The organism is Gardnerella sp. DNF01189, assembly GCF_049244195.1.
In the GTDB taxonomy this organism is placed as follows: domain Bacteria; phylum Actinomycetota; class Actinomycetes; order Actinomycetales; family Bifidobacteriaceae; genus Bifidobacterium; species Bifidobacterium swidsinskii.
In genome coordinates, this window is the sequence record NZ_CP058385.1 from 43,419 (window position 1) to 65,148 (window position 21,730).

The 21,730-nt window shown below is 42.2% G+C and carries 20 protein-coding genes; 10 read left to right on the forward strand and 10 right to left on the reverse strand.

What is annotated here, in order from left to right:
- Nucleotides 1-21 precede the first annotated feature (21 nt).
- Both HXT41_RS00190 and HXT41_RS00195 read right to left on the reverse strand, forming a co-directional pair.
- Nucleotides 22-924, reverse strand: a complete 903-nt coding sequence (locus tag HXT41_RS00190) for a carbohydrate kinase family protein (RefSeq protein WP_004110445.1) — start codon at nt 922-924, stop codon at nt 22-24.
- 285 nt (nt 925-1,209) lie between these two features.
- Nucleotides 1,210-2,805 (reverse strand): aminopeptidase P family protein, encoded by a 1,596-nt coding sequence (locus HXT41_RS00195; RefSeq protein ID WP_421788690.1) that lies wholly within the window; start codon nt 2,803-2,805, stop codon nt 1,210-1,212.
- A gap of 278 nt (nt 2,806-3,083) precedes the next feature.
- Here HXT41_RS00195 and HXT41_RS00200 point away from each other — a divergent pair, with 278 nt between their 5' ends.
- Entirely contained in the window at nt 3,084-4,541 is a 1,458-nt protein-coding gene (locus HXT41_RS00200) for a bifunctional folylpolyglutamate synthase/dihydrofolate synthase (RefSeq protein WP_421788692.1), read from the forward strand.
- A 17-nt stretch (nt 4,542-4,558) separates the two neighbouring features.
- Here HXT41_RS00200 and HXT41_RS00205 read toward each other — a convergent pair whose 3' ends face one another.
- The 4 genes from HXT41_RS00205 to HXT41_RS00220 form a co-directional block, all read right to left on the reverse strand.
- On the reverse strand, nt 4,559-5,287 hold the full coding sequence (locus tag HXT41_RS00205; protein ID WP_076002693.1) for an aspartate/glutamate racemase family protein: 729 nt from the start codon (nt 5,285-5,287) through the stop codon (nt 4,559-4,561).
- Nucleotides 5,288-5,322: 35 nt separating this feature from the next.
- Complete coding sequence (locus HXT41_RS00210) at nt 5,323-6,564, reverse strand: carboxylate--amine ligase (RefSeq protein ID WP_081378923.1); 1,242 nt, start codon at nt 6,562-6,564, stop codon at nt 5,323-5,325.
- Between the two features lie 134 nt (nt 6,565-6,698).
- A complete protein-coding gene (locus HXT41_RS00215) occupies nt 6,699-8,504 on the reverse strand; it encodes a UDP-N-acetylmuramoyl-L-alanyl-D-glutamate--2,6-diaminopimelate ligase (protein WP_116440545.1) in 1,806 nt (601 codons plus the stop codon).
- Nucleotides 8,505-8,529: 25 nt separating this feature from the next.
- On the reverse strand, nt 8,530-9,309 hold the full coding sequence (locus tag HXT41_RS00220) for an exonuclease domain-containing protein (protein ID WP_116440629.1): 780 nt from the start codon (nt 9,307-9,309) through the stop codon (nt 8,530-8,532).
- A 149-nt stretch (nt 9,310-9,458) separates the two neighbouring features.
- On the opposite strand from HXT41_RS00220, the gene HXT41_RS00225 reads away from it, so the two are divergent.
- Nucleotides 9,459-10,136 carry a sigma-70 family RNA polymerase sigma factor gene (locus HXT41_RS00225; protein ID WP_119504673.1) on the forward strand — a complete coding sequence of 226 codons (678 nt, stop codon included), beginning with the start codon at nt 9,459-9,461 and terminating at the stop codon, nt 10,134-10,136.
- Nucleotides 10,137-10,204: 68 nt separating this feature from the next.
- Here HXT41_RS00225 and HXT41_RS00230 read toward each other — a convergent pair whose 3' ends face one another.
- From HXT41_RS00230 to HXT41_RS00245, 4 genes are all read right to left on the reverse strand, one after another.
- Nucleotides 10,205-10,279, reverse strand: a complete 75-nt coding sequence (locus tag HXT41_RS00230) for a 50S ribosomal protein bL37 (RefSeq protein ID WP_369803150.1) — start codon at nt 10,277-10,279, stop codon at nt 10,205-10,207.
- 137 nt (nt 10,280-10,416) lie between these two features.
- Complete coding sequence (gene ybaK, locus HXT41_RS00235) at nt 10,417-10,917, reverse strand: Cys-tRNA(Pro) deacylase (RefSeq protein ID WP_004105119.1); 501 nt, start codon at nt 10,915-10,917, stop codon at nt 10,417-10,419.
- A gap of 167 nt (nt 10,918-11,084) precedes the next feature.
- Nucleotides 11,085-12,140 (reverse strand): type I glyceraldehyde-3-phosphate dehydrogenase, encoded by a 1,056-nt coding sequence (gap, locus tag HXT41_RS00240; RefSeq protein ID WP_421788694.1) that lies wholly within the window; start codon nt 12,138-12,140, stop codon nt 11,085-11,087.
- 372 nt (nt 12,141-12,512) lie between these two features.
- Nucleotides 12,513-13,310: a thiamine diphosphokinase gene (locus HXT41_RS00245; protein WP_064621400.1), complete on the reverse strand. Its 798-nt coding sequence runs from the start codon at nt 13,308-13,310 to the stop codon at nt 12,513-12,515.
- A 299-nt stretch (nt 13,311-13,609) separates the two neighbouring features.
- On the opposite strand from HXT41_RS00245, the gene asnB reads away from it, so the two are divergent.
- The 8 genes from asnB (at nt 13,610) to HXT41_RS00285 (ending at nt 21,623) form a co-directional block, all read left to right on the forward strand.
- A complete protein-coding gene (asnB, locus tag HXT41_RS00250) occupies nt 13,610-15,496 on the forward strand; it encodes an asparagine synthase (glutamine-hydrolyzing) (protein WP_119504674.1) in 1,887 nt (628 codons plus the stop codon).
- A gap of 229 nt (nt 15,497-15,725) precedes the next feature.
- Entirely contained in the window at nt 15,726-16,487 is a 762-nt protein-coding gene (gene infC, locus HXT41_RS00255) for a translation initiation factor IF-3 (RefSeq protein ID WP_012913964.1), read from the forward strand.
- Entirely contained in the window at nt 16,468-16,662 is a 195-nt protein-coding gene (rpmI, locus tag HXT41_RS00260) for a 50S ribosomal protein L35 (protein ID WP_004128670.1), read from the forward strand. The genes infC and rpmI overlap by 20 nt, the downstream gene beginning before the upstream one ends.
- Before the next feature lie 68 nt (nt 16,663-16,730).
- A complete protein-coding gene (gene rplT, locus HXT41_RS00265; protein WP_004105106.1) occupies nt 16,731-17,114 on the forward strand; it encodes a 50S ribosomal protein L20 in 384 nt (127 codons plus the stop codon).
- Between the two features lie 94 nt (nt 17,115-17,208).
- Nucleotides 17,209-18,168, forward strand: a complete 960-nt coding sequence (gene xerD, locus HXT41_RS00270) for a site-specific tyrosine recombinase XerD (RefSeq protein ID WP_116440631.1) — start codon at nt 17,209-17,211, stop codon at nt 18,166-18,168.
- Between the two features lie 48 nt (nt 18,169-18,216).
- Nucleotides 18,217-19,056 (forward strand): ParA family protein, encoded by an 840-nt coding sequence (locus HXT41_RS00275; protein ID WP_421788696.1) that lies wholly within the window; start codon nt 18,217-18,219, stop codon nt 19,054-19,056.
- A gap of 190 nt (nt 19,057-19,246) precedes the next feature.
- Nucleotides 19,247-21,172 carry a translational GTPase TypA gene (gene typA / locus HXT41_RS00280; protein ID WP_064621387.1) on the forward strand — a complete coding sequence of 642 codons (1,926 nt, stop codon included), beginning with the start codon at nt 19,247-19,249 and terminating at the stop codon, nt 21,170-21,172.
- Between the two features lie 43 nt (nt 21,173-21,215).
- Nucleotides 21,216-21,623 (forward strand): hypothetical protein, encoded by a 408-nt coding sequence (locus HXT41_RS00285; protein ID WP_041160476.1) that lies wholly within the window; start codon nt 21,216-21,218, stop codon nt 21,621-21,623.
- Nucleotides 21,624-21,730: the final 107 nt, after the last annotated feature.

Sequence of the window (21,730 nt, forward strand, 5' to 3'; positions counted from 1 at the left end):
ATTTAAATTTTATTTTTTGTTTTATTTGTTATTTTCTGCCATTGACAAATAATCTGGTATTTGTTTTGGATACTTAGGCCATGCTCCTTCTTGAGTGCACACAAATGCTGCAGTATTAACAGCTGCGCGATGCGCCTCTTGCAAGCTTTCTCCCTTAAGAATATGCGCTGCAAATGTTCCTGAGAACGAGTCTCCAGCACCAACTGTGTCAAGAACTTCAACGTGTGGAGTTGGGATAGTTGAGCTTTCTCCAGTGCTAGTAGTAATCGTACTAAAAGTAGAGCCGCCTGTAAGAATCACATAATCTAGTCCGTAACGAGCTTGGAACCACTTGCAAGCTTCCTCGTCTGAAGTGTCGCGAATATTGAACATATCGCGTAATAAGAATAGTTCCGAATCGTTAAGCTTAAATACTGTTGCTTCTTGAAGTAATGTGTCGATAAGATCCTTAGAGTAGTGATCGCTTCTAATGTTAATATCGAAGAACTTCATTGCTCCAGGCTTAGTATGCTTTAACAATTGCAAAATTGTGTCGTGAGTTTCTTGAGAACGTAAGCTTAGAGTGCCAAAGCATACTGCATCTGCTCGTTCTACTAAATCAATGAGTTCTCGAGTGTAAAGAATATGATCCCATGCTATATTTCGCAGAATAGTGTACTCTGGTATTCCATTTTTTAGTGTTACTTCTACAGTGCTTGTTGGCCAAGCGTTGCGTTGAATAATTGAAGCGATGCCAGCTTTGTTCACTTTGTCAATCAGCTCATCGCCGAGTTGGTCTTGACCAACAGCGCTAATCATGCAACTTTGCGCTCCGTGACACTGTGCATGATATGCAAAATTTGCTGGTGCTCCTCCAACACGTTTTCCATGTGGGAGCAAATCCCATAAAAGTTCGCCGAGTGAAAGAACAATTGGCTTAGTCATAATATTCCTTTCGCACGCGTCAGTGCAGCAAGTTTGTAGAGCTATACTTTTTACTAAATATCTTCTCGCTTCTTCAAAAGCATTTTGATGCAAATTTTGCTTGTAAAAATGCTACATAAACAATTATGGTGCGCCCTTTCGATAAGTAATATGCGCAATGCGTGTTACGTTTCTATAGAGCGCACCATAAGTGCTATATTGCGTACGTTTAACTTAACTTATGCTGGCGTACTATATTATTATTATTCTTTTTTATTATATTTTTCTATTATTTTGATTTATTGCTTAATGCTGAAAAATATCACTTTTGTGAGCTTGTTCAGCCATCCATGCTTCTACATCATCGATTTGCTTTGGAATGTCAATAGAAAGCCACTCTGGACCGCTTTCAGTCATTAGCACATCATCTTCAATACGAATTCCAATTCCGCGCATTTCTTTAGGAAGCATCAAATCGTTAGCTGCAAAGTATAATCCTGGCTCAATAGTGAATATCATTCCTGGAGTAATTTTTGCGCCCTGATAAGACTCGTAGCGTGCTTGTGCGCAATCGTGCACATCCAAACCAAGATGATGAGCAACGCCGCAAGCGTGCCAACGACGATGCTGTTGACCTTCTGGCGAAAGTGATTCTTCAACGCTAACTTTCAAAATTCCCCATTCGTGCAAGTGTTCGGCTAGAACGCGCATGCAAGCATGGTGAATATCGGAGTAGGTTGCACCTGGTTTAGCAGCCTCAAAACCGGCTTGCTGAGCGTCAAGAACGCACTGGTAAAGCTTCTTTTGCAAGTCAGTGAATTTGCCGTTCGTTGGGAAAGTTCGTGTAATGTCAGCAGTGTAGAGGCTGTTAACTTCAACGCCGGCATCAATAAGTAGCAATTCTCCGCTGGAAACAACGCCAGTATTGCGCATCCAGTGCAAAATTGGCGCGTGCTTGCCGGAAGCAACAATCGTGTCGTAGCCAACTTCGTTGCCTTCTTCGCGAGCAACAGAATTAAAAGCACCCTCAATCATGCGCTCGGAATGCTCATGACCCAAAGCATTAGGCAAACGCGTAAGCATGCGGTCAAAACCAAGTTTTGTGGCGGCAATAGCTTTGCGCATTTCGCGAATTTCGTAGTCGTCCTTAAGCATTCGTGCTTCTGCAGCGAATTCGTGCAATTTGTCGTCTGCGCAAGTGTTTGCATCTTCATCAGTAAATCCACTTGCTTCTCGCATTGTTTCAACTTTTGCAGTAAGCTCAGGATCGGTTTCTCGAACAATTCGCACGCGAATGCCTTCACCATTAGCATCGTCGCTTACGTTCTTTGCAATAGCGTCATCAAGTTCTGCAATATCGCGCGTTTCAATGCCAGTCATTGCTTTAAGTTCTTTTAAGCCTGCGCGAGGACCAACCCAATATTCTCCGTAGTGAGGATCCTTGTAAAATGCTGAAGTGCTGTTATCTGCGCGTGGAGCTACAAAAAGCTCAGGTACATGCGTTTTTCCAGCCTTAGCTTCTTCGCTGTCTTCGCTGACTGGCTCCATAACAAGCACAGCACCAGCCTCATAGTCTTGACCTAAGCCAGTGTAGTAAGCAAATGTAGTGTCTGGACGGAAAGCATAATCGCAGTCGTTATTACGCACCTTTGGTTGTCCTGCAGGAATAACTAAACGTTCACCTGGGAAACGCTTTGAAAGAGCCTCTAAACGAGCTGGAATGTACTTGCTAGATTCAAGAGCTTTAACTTCTGGCTCCTGGTTATCCCAGTTATTCGTCATAAAATCTTTAAAAGAATCACTGTTTGGACGAAGTGAACGGTTATTTACGCGATCTTCTGCCTTTTGCGTGCCGTCAGCTTTTAGCTCTTCGCCGTGCTCAGTTGGCGTATATTCTGCCATTATGAGACTCCTTAATTTTTGCTTGTTAATTTTTGCTTGCGCAAATTATACAAATAGTAAATAAACAGTCAATAAACTAACATAGTCTTATTTAGTGTTTTATGCGAGTTTTTTAGTGCAAAATAGCAAGATTTTATACGCAATTTACAAAGTGCGTATAAAACGCTTTTGCTATGTGAATATTGTCACAACATATTTATATGCGTGTGTTGTTGGTATCAACTAATCTAGATTGTTGGAAAATGAGTAAGCGAGCGTAAAAATTAGGGGGAGTAGTTATGTCTATTGAAAATCCAAATCGCAATAATGAGCGAATTGTTGATATCGAACGCAATATTATGAGTCGAGCTCCAGAACACAATAAAACTAATCTCGACTTGGATCGCATGCGTCTTATTCTCGATATTTTAGGTCATCCAGAGCAGTCTATGCGTGTTATTCACATAACTGGTACGAACGGCAAAGGTTCTACTGCTCGAATGGCTGAGTCAATTTGTCGAGCATACGGTTTGCGAACCGGATTATATACTTCTCCACATTTGGAGCGCGTAAACGAGCGCATTATGATTGACGGACAGGAAATTAGTGACAATCAGTTCGTTGATGTGTGGGATCAAATGAAAGACATTATCGACATGGTTGACGCTCGCATGGAAGCTGACGGTAAGCCAAAAATGAGCTTTTTTGAAGTGCTTACAGCCATGGCAATTTGGGCTTTTGCGGACGCTCCTGTTGATGTTGCTGTTATGGAAGTTGGCATGGGTGGCGAATGGGATGCCACTAATGTTATGAATGCTGATGCTGCAATTATTGGGCCGGTTGATATGGATCACATGCAATGGCTTGGAAACACTGTTGAAGAGATTGCTCGCACGAAGGCTGGTATTATTAAGCCAAATTGCACTGTTATTTTGGGTCCTCAGCCGCATGAAGCTAAGGTTTTGCCAATTATTAAGGAAGTTGCAGAGCGCAACCATGCTACATTATTGCGCGATTCTTCTTATGGCGATGGCGAACTTGAAGTTGTGTCTCGTACTCCTGCAGTTGGTGGACAGGTTGTTACTTTGCGTACACCTCTTGGCACTTATGAGGATGTTCCGGTTGACAAGTTTGGCAAGCATCAGGCTCATAATGCTTTGGCAGCTCTTGCCGCTGCAGAGGTTGTGCTGCCTGTAAGTGGTGCTTTGGATGGCGATTTAGTTGCAGAGGCTTTAAGTCAGGTTAAGGTTCCTGGGCGTATTGAGCAGGTTCGTACTTCGCCGACAATCATTATTGATGGTGGACATAACGTGAATGCTGCCGAGTCTCTTCGTGAAACTATTGAAGAAAACTATCATTTTGAGCAGCTTATTGGCGTTGTGGCAATGATGGCAGATAAGCAAGTTGAAGAATACTTGGGTGTTCTTGAACCTATTTTGACGAAGATTATTGTTACGCGTAATTCTTGGCGGGACCGTGTAATGGATCCGGAAGATCTTGGAAAGGTTGCTGTAGGCGTGTTTGGCAGGGATCGTGTGATTCGCGTTGACGAGCTTCCGGATGCTATTCAAACGGCTGTGAATCTTGTTGATGAAGACGATGAGCTTGGCGTGGGCTACGGTCACGGCGTGCTTATTTGCGGAAGCTTTGTTACGGCAGGAGATGCTCGCACAATGCTTGTTGAGCATGTGAATCCGGATTTAAAAAAGCCTAAAGATCAGCGCGTTGCAATTCACCCGAATATTGACGAGTCCTGAAAATTAAGCTATTTCTGCTACTTCATTCGCAAAGATTTAGCTTTTTCTACAGTATTTTTTACAAGTACTGCTTGAGCGTCAACTAACGGTATTTGCGGAAGAGGGAAAGCTTCATTAAGCACGCTTAATTCTGTGCAACCCAAAATAAGTGCGTCGCAACGGCACGTTCCTGCAGGGTCGAGCATGTCGCTTAAAACGGACTCGTAACGGCGTAAATTAAGATTGCCTGTGCCTTTTACATCATCATAAATAAGTGATGTAATGCGTTTTTGCAAATCGTCGTCGGGTGCTACGAATGTGTATCCTGCTTCTTCTATAGCGCGCTGATACACTCCAGCTTTACGCGATCCTGCAGTACCTAAGAATCCAATACGGTTACATTTAGACTTTGGGTAACGTTTAGAAACTTCAGCTACAGCACCACGCGGCATATGTATAATTGGCACGTCGGTGAGTGCTTGGAACTTATCGTAAAAGTAATGCGCAGTATTGCACGTGAGCACAATAAATGAAGCACCTATCGCAGTTGCTTTAGCTATGTCGTCTGCAAGAGTAGGGAATGGGCTTTCGGATGATTCGCCAACAATATATGCTGTTCTATCTGGCACAGAAGCATCATTGAATACCACATAATCTAAAAACTCTTGATCGTTATGTGCATGCGTTTCTTTATTAAGTAAACGAATATAGCTTTCTGTTGCAAGTGTGCCCATGCCGCCAAGTACAGCAAAAAACGGACGTTTCATTGTCTCATATTCCCTTCAAAGTTACGTAATAATTTTCACGCTTTATTGCGGAAAAATTCTGCGTAACGCCTTGTGTAAATTGAAAACATATGACGAATCATCAACCAGCGTAGCAGATTCATATCTTTTTTATATTCTAGCGTAGTGCCCCAATCGCCGCGACGAATCATATTAAGACCGCGCTTCTTTTCATCGCCTTCTGCTACATAATTGCAAAATATCGATCGCGGAATCTCCATCCACAACTTTTCTCCACGACCGAACACAGTATTTCCGTCAAAAGGCTTATGGTCAATTAAATCTTCAACAAAATATTTAGCAATATTAAATCCGTTTAAAGTGACGAAATAGCTTGAACGGCCTTGGCGTAAATTGATTTCAAAAAGCTTATATTTTCCGTCTCTCTCATCGTATTTCATATCAAAATTAGCTACGCCAACGTAATGTATATCTTCCAAAAATGCTTTAATATTTTGGAAAACTTCTTCATTGTAGTCTGGAATAATAGCTGCATAATTGCCAATCGCTTCTGGAGTTGGATCCTCCAGCAGAGGGTGTCCTAGAAACATCATGCGCACATGATGATTGCTATCAACGTAAGCGTTTAGCACACGCATGCGGCTGTCGTCTCCAGGAATAAAGTCTTGCAAAATCATTTCGTCATCGTAGCCAGCTTTGTACGAGCGTTGAATAAGAGTATCAAGTTCTTGCGGAGTATTGATAATAAAAGCTTTTTTGCGTCCCTCAAAATCAATATCAAGCCATTTAGTGCTATTCGCTGGTTTCATAGCAATAGGGAAGCTGAATGGCAAATCTTCATAAGCGTGCGCTGCTACTTCTTGAGCGTTTACAACTTTAGTTTTTGGATGAGGAAGATTGTATTTTTCACAAGTTTTATAGAATGAGCTTTTAAGGCTAAGCTGGCGATTGAGCGAATTTGGCAATGTGTGGAAAGCAAAATATTCGTGCAATTCATCACCGCATTGGCTTAGAAGGTTCGCATATACGTCGCCGCAAGGAATAAGCAGAAGTTTGGTATTAGGATGCTCTTGATGCCATGATTTAGCAAAATTAAGCATTGTATTGCGGAATGTAGGAAGTTCTCCAAAGCCTGGAACAATTCTCACATCGACAATTTTGCTAAATTTCGTAGGTGAAAGTTGGAAGTGCGCAAAAGCAATTGAAGTAATGCCATATTCTTCATGGAATGCTCGAGCCATGCCGTATGCGTTTATATCGCTACCGAGTAACACAGGTTGAAATCGTTGATTCTTCATTTGTATCTTCTTCATTTGTTTTAATTTGTTATTTAACTTGTTTGTTATTTAGTTTGTTAGCTAGCTTGTTAGTTAGTTTATGTAGTAATTGCGTTTATTTTATTCGTATATTTTCATACTTTCGCATAAGCGTATTACAGACCAAAAAGACGCTTTATTACGAATGAATCACCCTCATACGGCACATGCTTTCGTTTGTTTTTAATCCAACGTTCATCGCCCTTACCAATAGCAAGAAGAATGTTTAATCTTCCATTTTTTTGTTCGCTACTTGCTGCATCGTTGTAAGCGCATTCTATTGCTTCAGCTCTGTCGATAATAATGCGTGAAGAAACATTTGGGTTCGTAACATAACTTTGCATATCCTCGCAAATATGCATTACGTCTTCAGTATCAGTATCTTCAGTAGTGAAAATAAACTGTTCTATGCGGTTTTGCGCGGCTTCAACAATTTCTTTACGACGGTCGACAGCTTTATCTCCTGTGGAACCAGTTATTAGCGTAATTCGAGGATTAAATTTGCCGTAGCGTTCTTCTACAAAGTCAAGAACTGATTTTGTAGAAATGTAGTTATGCGCATAGTCGACAACCGCAATCATGTTTGAGTGCGTGTCTTTGAAAACTTCCATGCGTCCAGAAATTTTCACATTCTCAATAGCGTGTAGTGCGTGTAAATCAGTATCCTGATTAATTCCCAATTCTCCTGCAATAGCGATTGCAGCTAAAGCATTTTCGTAGTTAAAATCTCCTGCAATAGACAATGCGAATTCGTCAATAGGGCAGTAGTGCACGTCTTCTTCGTAGTCGTTATCTTCATAGTCGTCGTCTTCGCTTGAGTCTCGCATAGCGATGCAATGTGATTCACTATTTTCTACTGGCATTGCAATGTAGTCAGGAGTAAGTAATTCCGTGTAATCGTCATCGTTAGCAGGCGCGCAATAATTTATGCGATCGTCGTCAAGATCATCGAAATTGTCATTTTCGCAAGCATCGCCTTCTATTTCATCTTTTTTAATGCGAGCAAAAGTTGTTACGAGCACATTGTTGCGTTCCGCATCTTGTAAAAGAAGATCTGCGTGATCTGTATCAGAATTTAGTACTAAACGCTTAGTATTTGCAATAATTTGTCGTTTGCAATACAAGTAATCTTCAAAAGTTGGGTGCTCAATAGGGCTAATGTGGTCTGGGCTAATGTTTAAGAATGCTGCAACATCGAATTTAAGACCGTATACGCGATTCACCTTATAAGCTTGCGAAGAAACTTCCATAACAAGATACTTCATGCCGTTATCTACAGCTTCGCGCATCATTTTGAAAGCATCAAAACTTTCAGGAGTAGTTAAATTAGATTCAACGTAATTTTTTCCGTCTACGCAATTATCTACTGAAGAAAACAGTGCTGCTTTACCGTGCGAATGGGAGTTTAGGATAGCGTGAGTAAAGTAGGCTGTAGTTGTTTTGCCTTTAGTTCCAGTAATTCCAACAATAGTGAGTTTTTCTTGTGGATTTCCAAAGAATGCTGCTGCAAGCACGCTCATTGCTTTTTTAGCATCCGTAACAATTAAACCAACAGCTTTTGTGTATTGTGCGTAGCTTTGTTCAGCAACATATGCAGTAAGTCCTTTGTTGTCTGCATCTAAAAGATATTCCGACTTAAAATTGCCTTTAATAAACAGAAGTGTTCCAGATTTAATATCGCGAGTATCGTAAGTTGCGTTAGTAAAGCACTTATCTGCATCAATATTTGGGAAATAATACGGATTTAAAGACCATATTTCATTGCGAGAATGAGTAGAGTCTATAGTTTTTTCTTTAGTATTAGCACCATTAGCAGTATTAGTATCTTCTGCTTTACCATATTGAATCATTTCGCGTAACAATCCATAGTGTTGCAAAATTTCACTTGCGTTTGCTAGTGACAACGTGTTATGCATGATCATAATTTACTTCTTTTCACCAAATGTTTTATAGCCATGTTCCAGTAATAGGCTCACGTCCGTGAGATTGCAGCCATTGATTGAAGCTATCTCGCCAATTAATATAAGCTTCGCGCTGCCAATCCATCATAGTATTCAGCCTCATGCAACTTACTGACTCATATAGTTTGCTCATTGGAGCAATCAAATCAAGAGCTGCAACTGTGTCTGCTGTAGCATCGTGGAAATCTCCGATTGGTTCAACCCCGTAAAACTGAGATGTAATAGTGAGAGTACGCTTGCCGGATCTTCTAGAAACAGCCCTATCGATAACAAGAGGGTCAACAGTAAGAATGTCATTAGCGTTTAGTGCATGTATTGAACAAGTTGCGCGTTCTTCTAGCGCAGTAAGATGCCAATGCTTCAAGTCGTGACGTAACATTGCAATATCAAATGGAGCGTTATAAGCAAGTAGTGGAATATTCTTAGCTTGAGCCATGCTTACTGCACGTGCAAGGAATTCAAGTTCTTCTTCAGGCTCTCCGCCGTGTTCTTGAAGGTATTCGTCTGTGAAACCATTTACTTCGCTTGCCTTAGGATTCATAGGCTGATGAGGGTTAATTAACCAAGTTGATACCACATCTCCAGCGTGAGCTAGTTCAGGATTGCGTAATACTAGAGTTGCAGAAACAATGGCATCTTTACCAATATTTGCACCTGTAGTTTCAGTGTCGAAACCAAGTAACCATGATTCAGCAAGTAATGTATTCTCATCTTGCTTAGGTGCTAAATCTAAAGCATTTAACAATTCTTGAATATGAGTTGGCATAGTCACAATACTACCGCAATGTCACGCAATGTCACACTATGCCGCGCTGCGTTATTGTGCTGCGATGTGTTACCATCTCGCGCTGCGCTACACTATGCAATACGATAAATCAGTAGCGATATGTGCAAAGTAAAAGTATTATTGACTATATGAGTGAGCAAATCGAGAAGACAAATGTTATGTGCTCTAAAAGCGTAAGAGTTAAAAAACAAAATGCAAAAAATTGTAATGCTCGCTTATTTAGTGATCGTTTAGTAGATACTAAGCAAAGTTCTGCAATGGAAAGTCGACGCAAAAGATTTGAACAACTTGTATCTACTTGCGTTGATCCTTTGTACACTCAAGCTATGCGTCTTACGCAAAATGCGCAGGATGCGCAAGATTTAGTGCAAGATACTTTTGAGCGCGCTCTTAAATCTTTTGAAACTTTTCAGCCTGGCACGAATTTTGCTGCCTGGATTAACAGGATTGAACGAAATTTGTATTTTAATCAGTACGCGAAAGCAAAACGAAGCCCTAAACGTGCTAACGATGAAACTGGTGACTACAATGATTGGGATATCTATGAGGCTTCTAATCATTGCGCAAAAGGAATGCTTTCTGCTGAACAAGAATATTTAGAAGGGTTTGCTCCACAAGAGATTATTGCTGCGCTTAGTAAGTTGCCGCCTGAGCGTAGAAAAGTTTTTATTGAAGTCGCTATTCGAGGTAAATCTTATAAACAAATTGCCCAAGAAGAAGGCGTAAAAATAGGAACTGTTATGAGCAGACTTAACCGCGCTCGCATGCAACTCAAACGTGAGCTTTCTGATTATTCTAGTGAATAAAAGTATGTTAAAACGAAAAAGCCCACGATTGACGTGGGCTTTACAGTATGTATAAGCGAATTTATAGTTTAAGCATTTGGTCTTTTACCATGATTCGCTGCTTTTTTACGACGCGCCTTGCGCTTGCGGCCACGCATACCCATAATGCACTCCTTAACGATTAATGAACAACCTTAGGGATTATCGCACGTTGCCAAGACGTTATATTTGCCAACGTACTAATCCCGTGCGAGTAATCACTTGTTGGTAGCAATATTTGCAGTGATAAAGCTTATGTTGCTTATGCTGCTATATCAGCTACAGTTGCGTTTAATAATGTTACGATATCTTGAGGATTAAGAACTACGTCCAATCCTCGTTTTCCTCCAGAAACAAGAATCTCATCAAATTGCATTACGCTACTATCTAGTACTGTTTCATGGTGCGTTTTTTGTCCGAATGGTGAAATTCCGCCAACTACGTAGCCGCTTTCTCGTTGCGCAACTTCTGGGCTTGTCATACTTGCTTTCTTTGCGTGTACGGCTCCTGCAATTGCTTTCATATTGAGACGTCCGTTTACTGGAACAATTCCAACTACTCGCTTTTCACCAGTGTCAACCATGAGAGTTTTGCAAACTTGAGCTGCGCTTACGCCTAGCTTTTCAGCAGCCTCAATTCCGTAGCCGTCGTCCATGTGATCAGCGTCATGCTCGTATTGCGCTATGCGGAAGGTGATGCCTGCGTTTTCGAGTTGCGCAATAGCAGGAGTTGCTTTTCCGGTTTCTGCATGTTTTTTACTCATTTTGTTACCGTGCCTTATACTCAGCCATCAAATTCTGTTACATGATATGCTATACCGACTGTTGACTTAACATATAAACCCCTTGTGTAGCTTAGAAAGCAGCACAAGGGGTTTTGATACATTAAATATTCGCACAACCAGCTATTGCTGATTGATGCTTAGCGAAATTACTCGGAGATTTCAGCGAAGTAAAGAAGGGTGCGAATCATGTTGGAGGTGAAGCCGTACTCGTTGTCGTAGAAGGTAACGGTACGAGCCAAAGTTACACCGTCAACAGTGTTCACGTCGGTCTGAGTTGGATCGAAAACGCCACCGTGGGTGTCGCCGATGATGTCAGAAGACACGATGCTGTCTGCATTGTAACCGAAGTACTCGCAGTTTTTGAAAGCCTTCTTGAAAGCGTCGTTAATTTCTTCAGTGGTTGCTGGCTTCTCAAGAACAGTAGTCAACTCGGTAACAGAGCCGTCTGGAACTTGAATGCGCTGTGCGTGACCCTGGAGCTTGCCGTTAACTTCTGGCACAACCTTGCCGATTGCCTTAGCAGCGCCGGTGGAGTGCTCAATGGTGTTGCAAGCTGCGGAACGGTTGTTGCGTGGCTTGGAGCCGCGTGGGCCGTCGAGAATCATCTGAGTGCCGGTGTAGGCGTGAATTGTGGTCATGAAGCCGGACTTGATTCCCCAGTTGTCTTGAAGCAACTTCACCATTGCGGCCATGGAGTTGGTGGTGCAAGAACCAGCGGAAACAATGTTGTCAGAAGCCTTCAAGATTTCGTGGTTAACGCCGAACACAACTGTTGGAGTGGTTTCGTCCTTAGCAGGAGCAGAAATAAGAACCTTCTTAGCACCTGCGTTCAAGTGAGCCTGGGACTTTTCTGCAGAAGTGTAGAAACCGGTGCATTCGAGAACGAATTCAACGCCGTCGTTCTTAACCCATGGAATGTTATTTGCGTCTTTTTCGGCGTAAACCTTATAAGTCTTGCCATCTACAACGATTGCGTCTTCGGTGGAGGTTACCTCAACTGGGGTGCCGTCATCGTGGCGGAATGTGCCGTGGGTGCTGTCATACTTGAGCAAGTAGGCGAGCATCGAAGGGGTGGTCAGATCGTTGATGGCTGCGACTTCGATGTCACCTGCTTGACCGCCGCGAGCTTGAAGCTCAAAAATACGACGGAATGCGAGACGACCGATACGACCGAAACCATTAATACCAATCTTGACTGTCATGTGGTTCTCCCTTGAGTGAGACCTCGTGCGCAACGTTTTAAGTCGCGCTATTTTCGCGATGAAAACTCACGCATTTAGGTCATCGTTATTTGAATTAACGGTGTTCATTTTAGTGTGCGGTATGTACGAAGAGTTGTAATATAGCTCACTTTTATTGCAATAATGCATTGTGAGAACAGTGAGCGTTAACATGCTGTGTTTTATGAGTGTTTTTGTGAATTTTTTGATAGTTTCCAGTTGCGTTTTTGCATAACATTTTACGAATCAATATTGTTCAATTGAACAACGCATGTAATGTTAAAAAGAAAAAGGCTGACGAGTTTTTCAAGTAAAAGAACCTCGTCAGCCATTTGCACAAACTAAAGTTTGCGCCTATTCGTTATACGTCATTGCTTCAGCAGCTGCAGTAGTCGAATATGTTGGAGTAGTTTCGCTTTCAAGAGGAACTGCTAATGCCTCAGATATAGAAGTATCGACTTCGCCTAAATCTCCAATTGGTCTTTTAAACCAGCTCACCTGTGGTAATGGAGCATTAATAGGGAAGGTTACAATAAGTGTTCCTTCATGAACGTCAATATGAGCAGGCGTATCATTTAATAATTCGTTACTTAAACCTTGTACTGCATCTCCATGCATGGTTGCGTGTTTAAGCTGATACTTTAATCCAACTTCATTTACATCATTAGAAACTGGAGTATGAGAAAAAACGGAAACTATGCGCAAATCATTTCCAGATGATGCTGGAAAATCAAGAGATCCATCATGTATTGCTGTAACAATTTGACCGTCGCCGTACAAGAATCCAATTCCACCGCGACGCGCTAAACGAACCATAAGTTGAATATTGGAAATAGTATGGTCGACTCGACCACCTAATCCTCCGAAAATATGAAATTCTCGAGAGCCTTTAGCCCAACCGACTTTCAACGCAGAAAGTAAGTCCGGATCATCTTTTTCTGCAGGCAATCTAGTAATAACTGCATCAGTAGGGAGCTTTAATCTAACAGAGTCAAAATCGCCGATGAGCGCATCTACATGCAAACCTAATTTACATGCATGATCCCAGCCTCCATCAGCTGCAATTGTTAAAGCGCGATCTGGCACATGCTCACGCGTATGATCGTAATAATCTCCTGCTGCTAATACTACGCAGCGTTGCAAAGGTTCCATAGCAACATAATAACGCTGCATTTGTACTGATACCATACATTTACAACAAGAGTTTATAAGCGTAGTTGTTAACCAACATTTGACTATGTTTTATGCCATTTTTGGATTTGATATTAACGTATTTTATTGCTTTTATTCCGGCAAATACAGGAATTTTTAGACTAATACTCGCTTAACATAAAGTGCTTGGTGTAATATTGCATGGCAAGTTAGATTTTCCAAGTTATTATGGATTTTCGTTAATTATTTGCTAGTAGACTAACGTAATGCTGTGTTGTATATTCTACGAGGAGAAATAAATGTGCGGAATTGCAGGGTTCATTAATGACACCCCAATTAACGTCAAAAGCCAAATTGTAAAAGATATGACAGATGTGATTGCGCATCGTGGTCCTGACGAGTATGGAACTATGATTGACGAACACGCAGCACTTGGTTTTCGTCGACTTAGCATTATAGATCTTCACGGTGGATCCCAACCTATGTACAACGAGGATGGGAATCTTGCAGTTACTTTTAATGGTGAGATTTATAACTACAAGCCACTTCGCGAAGAACTTATTAAAGCTGGTCACACTTTCCATACTGATTGCGATACAGAAGTATTAGTGCACGGATACGAAGAGTGGGGTAAAGGCTTACTTAATCGTTTACGCGGAATGTTTGCATTTGTTATTTGGAACAAGAGTACTCAAGAATTGTTTGGCGCTCGCGACCATTTCGGTATTAAGCCTTTTTATTATGCGCAAATGAATGGTACTTTTATGTACGGATCCGAAATTAAATCTTTACTGCGCCATCCAGATTTTAAGAAGGAACTTAACGAAAATGCGCTTAAGCCGTTTATGACATTCCAATATCCTGCAATTAACGAAACTTTCTTCAAGGGCGTTTTTAAGCTGCGTGAAGGTAATTGCTTTACGTATAAGAATGGCGAAATGAAGATTGAGCAATATTACGATCCTAATTTCAAAGAAACAAAGCAACGCTTGAATGAATTAGTTGATTCTATTGATAAAACAGTTTGTGATTCTGTTCAAGCTCACCAAATTGCGGATGTTGAAGTTGGTTCGTTCCTTTCTTCTGGAGTTGATTCAAGTTATGTTGCCGCTGTTGCGCGCCCTGAACACACATATTCTATTGGTTTTGCTGGTGGAAGATACAATGAATCCAAACAAGCAAGCGAATTGGCAAAAATTATTGGCTTAAACAATAAATCTGAAATTATTGACGCTGCTGACGCATTCCGTTATTTCCCACAAATTCAGTGGTATTTGGACGAACCTGATTCTAATTTCTCTTGCGTCCCATTATTCTTCCTTGCAAAATTAGCTTCGCAAGATTTACGCGTTGTGCTAAGCGGTGAGGGAGCAGATGAATTATTTGCAGGATACATTGATTATGGTGTTCATACGCGTTCTAAACTTATTAAAGTTGTGACTCGCATGCTTGCAAAGTTGCCAAAAAAGTTGCGTTACGCGATTGGTCGAGCTGCAAAGGGTAAGCATTTCCATGGAGCGTGGCATTTGTACGCTAATTTGGCTCCAGCTGAGGAGCATTTTATCGGTCAGTCAAAGGTTTTCAATGAGGAAGATGCTGTAAAACTTTTGAAGCCTGAGTATCGCAAGGGTCCTAGCGTTCGCAGCATTGTTGATGCTATTTACAATAGAATTGCTGGTAAGGGACTTTCTGAAGTGAAGAAAAAGCAATATCTTGATATGCATCAATGGATGCCAGGAGATATTTTGCTTAAGGCAGATAAAATGACTATGGCACATTCTTTGGAGCTTCGCGTGCCTTTGCTTGATCGTGTTCTTATGGATGTTGCAGAAAAAGTTCCTACTAAATATTTAATTACTGATGAAAATACGAAGTTTGCTTTCCGAAAAGCTGCGTCCCGTCATTTGCCAAAAGCTTGGTATGACAGAGAAAAGCTTGGTTTCCCTGTGCCAGTTAAGGATTGGTTGCGTGAGGAACGTTTTTATAAGATTGTGCGTAAGACGTTTGAAAGTGACGATGCTGCTAAATTCTTCGATAGAGATGCTTTACTTCGTATGATTGACGATAATTATGCAAAGAAAAATGACGATCGTCGTAAGATTTGGACAGTTTACACATTCCTGACTTGGTATGATGTGTACTTTAATCATGATGGATTGAAGCCTGAGCCAATGCAGTTAGCGTAGAAATCGCATAGTTCTAGCTTTGATTTGTGGCAGTCAAAACGCGTTTCGTGTGTTGGCTGCTTTTTTGTCAAGGCTTCTAGTAAAATGAATATTCGGCTTGAGTAATCAAGAAAGTGGGATGTCCCCACCTGGAAGCCTACTGTGGTTTCGGGTTCATGACTTCGGTCACGCAAGTTAGCTCTTGTGCTGCTTGCTGCGCTGTTATATAGCGTTTTATTGATATGAAGTGGTGAATCTTAAGCTCTTGGACTTCTTGGTGTATTACATCTTACAAGTATTTAGAAGGATTGGAGTCATCATTAGCGACGAACCACGCATTAACGAGGAAATTCGAGTCCCTCAGGTGCGCCTTATTGGTCCAAAGGGCGAGCAAGTGGGAGTTATCGCAACCTCTGTCGCGTTAAACCTTGCAAGGGAAGCTAACCTCGATCTTGTCGAAGTTGCACCTACTGCTAAGCCTCCAGTAGCCAAGCTTATTGACTACGGTAAGTACAAGTACAACGAAAAGATTAAGGCTCGTGAAGCACGTCGTAATCAGACCGTCGCAGAGGTTAAGGAAATTCGTTTCCGTCTCAAGATCGACGATCATGATTTCGATGTGAAGAAAGGTCATGTGCTTCGTTTCTTGAACGGCGGAGACAAGGTAAAAGTAACTATTATGTTGCGTGGCCGTGAGCAATCTCGTCCGGTTGGTGGCGTTGAATTGTTGCGCCGACTTGCAGATGAGGTCTCTGAAAGTGGCACAGTAGAGTTTGCGCCAAAGCAAGAAGGTCGAAATATTATTATGACTCTTGCTCCAAAAGGCAAGAAAATTCATACACAGTCTGAGCAACGTCGTCGTGGCGCTGAATCTCGCGCTGAGCGTCAAGCTCGTCAGGCTGCTCGTCTTGCAGCTAAGCAAGAGGTTCAGTCACAAGCTGCAGCTGCAGTAAATGCTATGCAATCCGATCAACATCACAAGGAGGGCAGCAATGCCGAAGATGAAAACTAATTCCGCAGCGTCCAAGCGCGTTCGTCTTACCGGTACCGGTAAGGTGATGCACGATGGTAGCGCCATGCGCCACAACTTGGAGCACAAGTCGGCTCGTAAGCGTCGTGCTCTTTCTGAAGATAAAGTATTGGCTACTGCGCAGAGCAAGAAGCTTAAGGGCTTGCTCGTTAAGTAAGTAACAAGTAAGAATTGCTTGTAAACGAATACGCAATCGAAAATTTTTAAGAAAGCTGAGGAATACTTATGGCACGAGTAAAGCGCGCAGTAAACGCTCACAAGAAGCGTCGCGTTGTTCTTGAGAGGGCTTCTGGTTACCGCGGTCAGCGCTCCCGTCTTTATCGCAAGGCAAAGGAACAGCTGCTCCACTCATTTACTTATAACTTCCGCGACCGCAAGGCTCGCAAGGGTGATTTCCGCAAGTTGTGGATTCAGCGCATTAACGCAGCAGTTCGCGCTGAAGGCATCACTTACAATCGCTTCATTCAGGGCTTGCACTTGGCAGGCATCGAATTGGATCGTCGCGCTCTTGCTGAGCTCGCAGTTTCCGATATTGAAGCTTTCAAGGCTGTTGTCGAAGCTGCTAAGGCTGCATTGCCAGCTGATGTAAACGCTCCAGTTGAAGCCTGATTTTGCTTTAATAGAGTTCTATTTTAAGCCCACCAATTTAGGTGGGCTTTTTCTTTTAAATCAACAAATTTACTTATTAGCTATAATTATTTTTATGCGCTCAAATCTTGATTCTGACAATAGGGAAAATAATATTCCTGAAGAGTTTGCACTTCATATTCAACGCTTTATTGCGCATATTGATATTGAGCGTGGTCTTTCTAAAAAAACAGTATCTGCGTACGCTTCAGATTTGCAAGATTACACATGCTGGCTTTGCGACGAACGAAAAATAAAAGATATTGCTACTATTTCTCAATTAGATATTGAATCATACATTCGAACTTTGAATGAATTAGGGTTGGGGACTAGGACAGTTGCGCGTCGACTTGCAAGTATTCACGAGTGGCATCGCTTTATGCTTGCTCATGGTGACATACAAGCTGACGTTTCAGCGCAAGTAAAAGCTCCAAAACAAGCAGACTACTTGCCGGATGTTTTAAGTATTGAAGAAGTAAATAGAGTTATTGAAGCTGCAGGGAATTTTGGAAGTTCCGATGCTATTTCGATTAGAGATACTGCTCTTCTCGAGTTTTTATACGCTACTGGAGCGCGAATTTCGGAAGCAGTTGGCGTAAAATTCGAAGATATTGATTTAAACGAATCTGTTGTAAAACTTACAGGTAAAGGCTCTAAGCAGCGTTTAGTTCCGATTGGTGGTTGTGCTGTTCGTGCTCTTCGTAACTATATGGAGAAATCTCGCCCAGAATTAGCGTTAAAGGGCAAACGTGAATTGCACACAATTTTCTTAAATAAGAGAGGTAATGCACTTTCTCGTCAATCAGCATGGGCAATAGTAACGCAAGCTGGCGAGCGTGCAAAACTTGACAAACCATTGCATCCGCATACGCTGCGTCATTCTCTTGCCACGCATCTTATTGCAGGTGGTGCTGATGTGCGCACAGTTCAAGAGCTTCTTGGTCACGCTTCCGTAACAACTACGCAAATTTATACGCATATTAGTCCCGACGCATTAGTTGAAGCTTACGTAATGAGTCATCCTCGAGCTAAATAATTTTATGCTCAGAGTTTCGTGAGTATACCTGTTGATAAAGTGGGGAACATGCCTACTGATTTACTTGGACGCGAATACGAAACTTTTCATGCACCAGAGCCGTTAACTTCACATGGTCCTGCTCGCATTATTGCAATGTGCAACCAGAAAGGTGGAGTTGGTAAAACTACAAGTTCCATTAATATTGCTGGCGCACTAAGTCAGTATGGTCGTCGCGTTTTGATTGTTGATTTCGATCCGCAAGGTGCGGCAACAGTTGGACTTGGAATTAACGCAAATGCGCTTGATAATACAGTTTATACGGCATTATTTGATTCGTCTGTAGATGTTCACGACGTAATTCGTCATACTGAAACAGAAAATATTGATATTATTCCTGCAAATATTGATTTATCTGCAGCTGAAGTTCAGTTAGTAACTGAAGTAGGACGAGAGCAAATATTAGCAGGTGTATTGCGCAAAGTGTGCGACGAATACGATGTTATTATAGTCGATTGTCAGCCTTCTCTCGGCTTGCTTACTGTAAACGCGTTAACGGCAGCTGATGGTGTGATTATTCCACTTGCTGCAGAGTTTTTTGCTCTTCGAGGCGTGGCTCTTCTTATGCAATCAATTGAGAAGGTACAATCTCGTATTAATCCAAATCTTAAAGTATTTGGAGTTCTTGTCACTATGTACACTCGCACACTTCATAGTGAGGAAGTGTTGCAGCGCATTTATGAAGCTTTCCAAGATCGCGTTTTGCACTCTGTGATTTCGCGTTCTATTAAGCTGCCAGATTCTACAGTTGCTGCAGTTCCTATCACTATTTTTGCTCCTGAACACAAGACTGCAAAAGAGTACCGCGAAGTTGCGCGTGAGCTTATTGCTAAAGGTGTTGTTGCGTAAGTTCTTGTTGTTCTGCGTTAGTGTGGATTAAAAGCTGTCTGCGCTCACTAGTAAAATCGGTGCGGTTTGGCAGTTTACCTATTTGGGTGCTTGTCAATAATGTATATAGCTACTGTTTCAGCCGATATTTATAGCTTAAGCGGTTGCATGTTAATAATTACTTAAACGCGAAGAATGGAAGAGGTTTGTGATGACTGTTCGCGGTGATATTCGAAATGTGGCAATTGTGGCGCACGTAGACCACGGTAAGACCACTCTGGTAAACGCCATGCTTCAGCAGTCGCACGTATTTTCTGAGCGTGAAGAAGTTCCAGATCGCGTTATGGATTCCAATGATTTGGAACGCGAAAAGGGCATTACTATTCTTGCTAAGAACACTGCTGTGCAGTACACAGGTCCATTAGCTGAAAAGTATGGTCATCCAGAAGGTATCACTATTAACGTTATTGATACTCCAGGTCACGCTGATTTCGGTGGTGAGGTCGAGCGTGGTATCTCTATGGTTGACGGCGTTGTTTTGTTGGTTGACGCTTCTGAAGGTCCTCTTCCACAGACTCGCTTTGTGCTTCGTAAAGCTTTGGAAGCTAAGCTTCCTGTTATTTTGTGCGTAAATAAGGTAGATCGTCCAGATGCTCGTATTGAAGAAGTTGTTGGCGAATCTACAGATTTGCTTCTTGGCTTGGCTCAGGATGTTGTCGAGGAAGGTATTGACCTCGATCTCGACGCTTTGCTTGATTTGCCAGTAATTTATTGCGCTGCTAAAGCTGGTTATGCTTCTGTTAATCAGCCTGAAAATGGTGGTTTGCCAGATAACGATAATTTGGAGCCATTGTTTGATTCTATTATTTCGAACATTCCAGCTCCTGAATACGAAGAAGGTGCTCCTCTTCAAGCTCATGTTGCAAACATTGATTCCTCTGACTTCTTGGGTCGTCTCGGTTTAGTGCGAATTTACAACGGAACTTTGGAAAAGGGCAAGACTTACGGTCTTTCTCGCGTCGACGGTTCCATTGAAAACTTCCGTGTTTCTGAGCTTCTTCGCACTCAAGGTTTGGAGCGCACTCCTGTAGCTTCTGCAGGTCCTGGCGACATTGTTGCTGTTGCTGGCGTAAACGACATTATGATTGGCGAAACTATCGTTGACCAAAACGATCCAAAGCCGCTTCCATTAATTCATGTCGACGATCCTGCAATTTCTATGACTTTCGGAGTAAACGATTCTCCTCTTGCTGGAACTGAAGGCAAGGATCATAAGCTTACTGCTCGTATGATTAAGGATCGTTTGGATCGCGAGCTTATTGGTAACGTTTCTATTAAGGTTATTCCAACTGAGCGTCCAGATGCTTGGGAAGTTCAAGGTCGTGGCGAGCTTGCTTTGGCTGTGCTAGCTGAGCAGATGCGTCGCGAAGGCTACGAGCTTACAGTTGGTCGTCCTCAGGTTGTTACCAAGACTATTGATGGTCAAATTAATGAGCCTATGGAAAGCACTACGATTGACGTCCCAGAAGAGTACATGGGTACCGTCACTCAGCTTATGGCTGATCGCAAGGGTCGCATGGATTCTATGAGCAACCACGGTTCTGGTTGGGTTCGTTTGCAATTTACTGTTCCTTCGCGTGGTCTTATCGGTTTCCGCACTGCTTTGCTTTCTGCTACTCGCGGAACTGGTATTGCAAGCTCTATTTCCGCCGGTTATGCTCCATGGGCTGGTCAGATTGTGACTCGTCAGAATGGTTCCATGGTTTGTGACCGCAAGGGTGTTGCAACTCCTTATGCTATGCAGCGTTTGCAAGCTCGTGGCGTATTCTTCGTTGATCCACAAAGCCCAGTTTACGAAGGACAAATCGTTGGTATTAACAACAAGCCAGATGAGCTGGATGTAAACATTACGCTTGCTAAGCACATGACTAACATGCGTTCTTCAACCGCTGATGTTCTCGAGACCTTGACTCCGCCAATCAAGATGAGCTTGGAAGAGTCTCTTGACTTTGCTAACGAAGACGAATGCGTGGAAGTTACACCTGAAGCAATTCGCGTGCGCAAGATTATTTTGAGCCGTGACGAATGGTATAAGTGGCGTGCTAAGCAGCGTCGTCAAAACAACAACGCTGCATGATAATCGCAATATACCAATTAGTAATGGAACGTTAGGTTTTATTATGTCGTCGAAACCGTGGTCGCATCGCTTGCCTTCGTGGGGCAGGTATGCGACCACGTGTGTTTCTGCAGTAATATGCGCGTTGATTGGTACTTTTGCTCATCGCTGCGGTGCAATGGATAACATTCCTTACGGATTCGTATTATCTATGCTTTTGCTGTTTTTGTCTGCTTGGTGTGCAAGATCTCGTAGTGGTTGGAGTGGATTACTTATTCACGCAATAGTTTTCTCCGCGTTTGCTTGGATTCTCGCATTAGATTTTATTGGCAGTGCAATTCTAGTACCTGTTGGTTTCACAATACCGTTGCCATGGTGTTCGCAATATGTTGGATATTTTTGGCTTTACGGCGTTCTTGTTGCTCACTTAGTCTTGCTTTGTATGCCTCAGCGTTGGTTTGTTATTGAATAGTGAAATGAGCAAAGAATTTGCAATAATTTAAGCGTGACTTCGCTGTGAATTTTGCATACAAAGAAGTATTAAGCAGTATTTTTTACAGTAGTCTTGATTACAATATT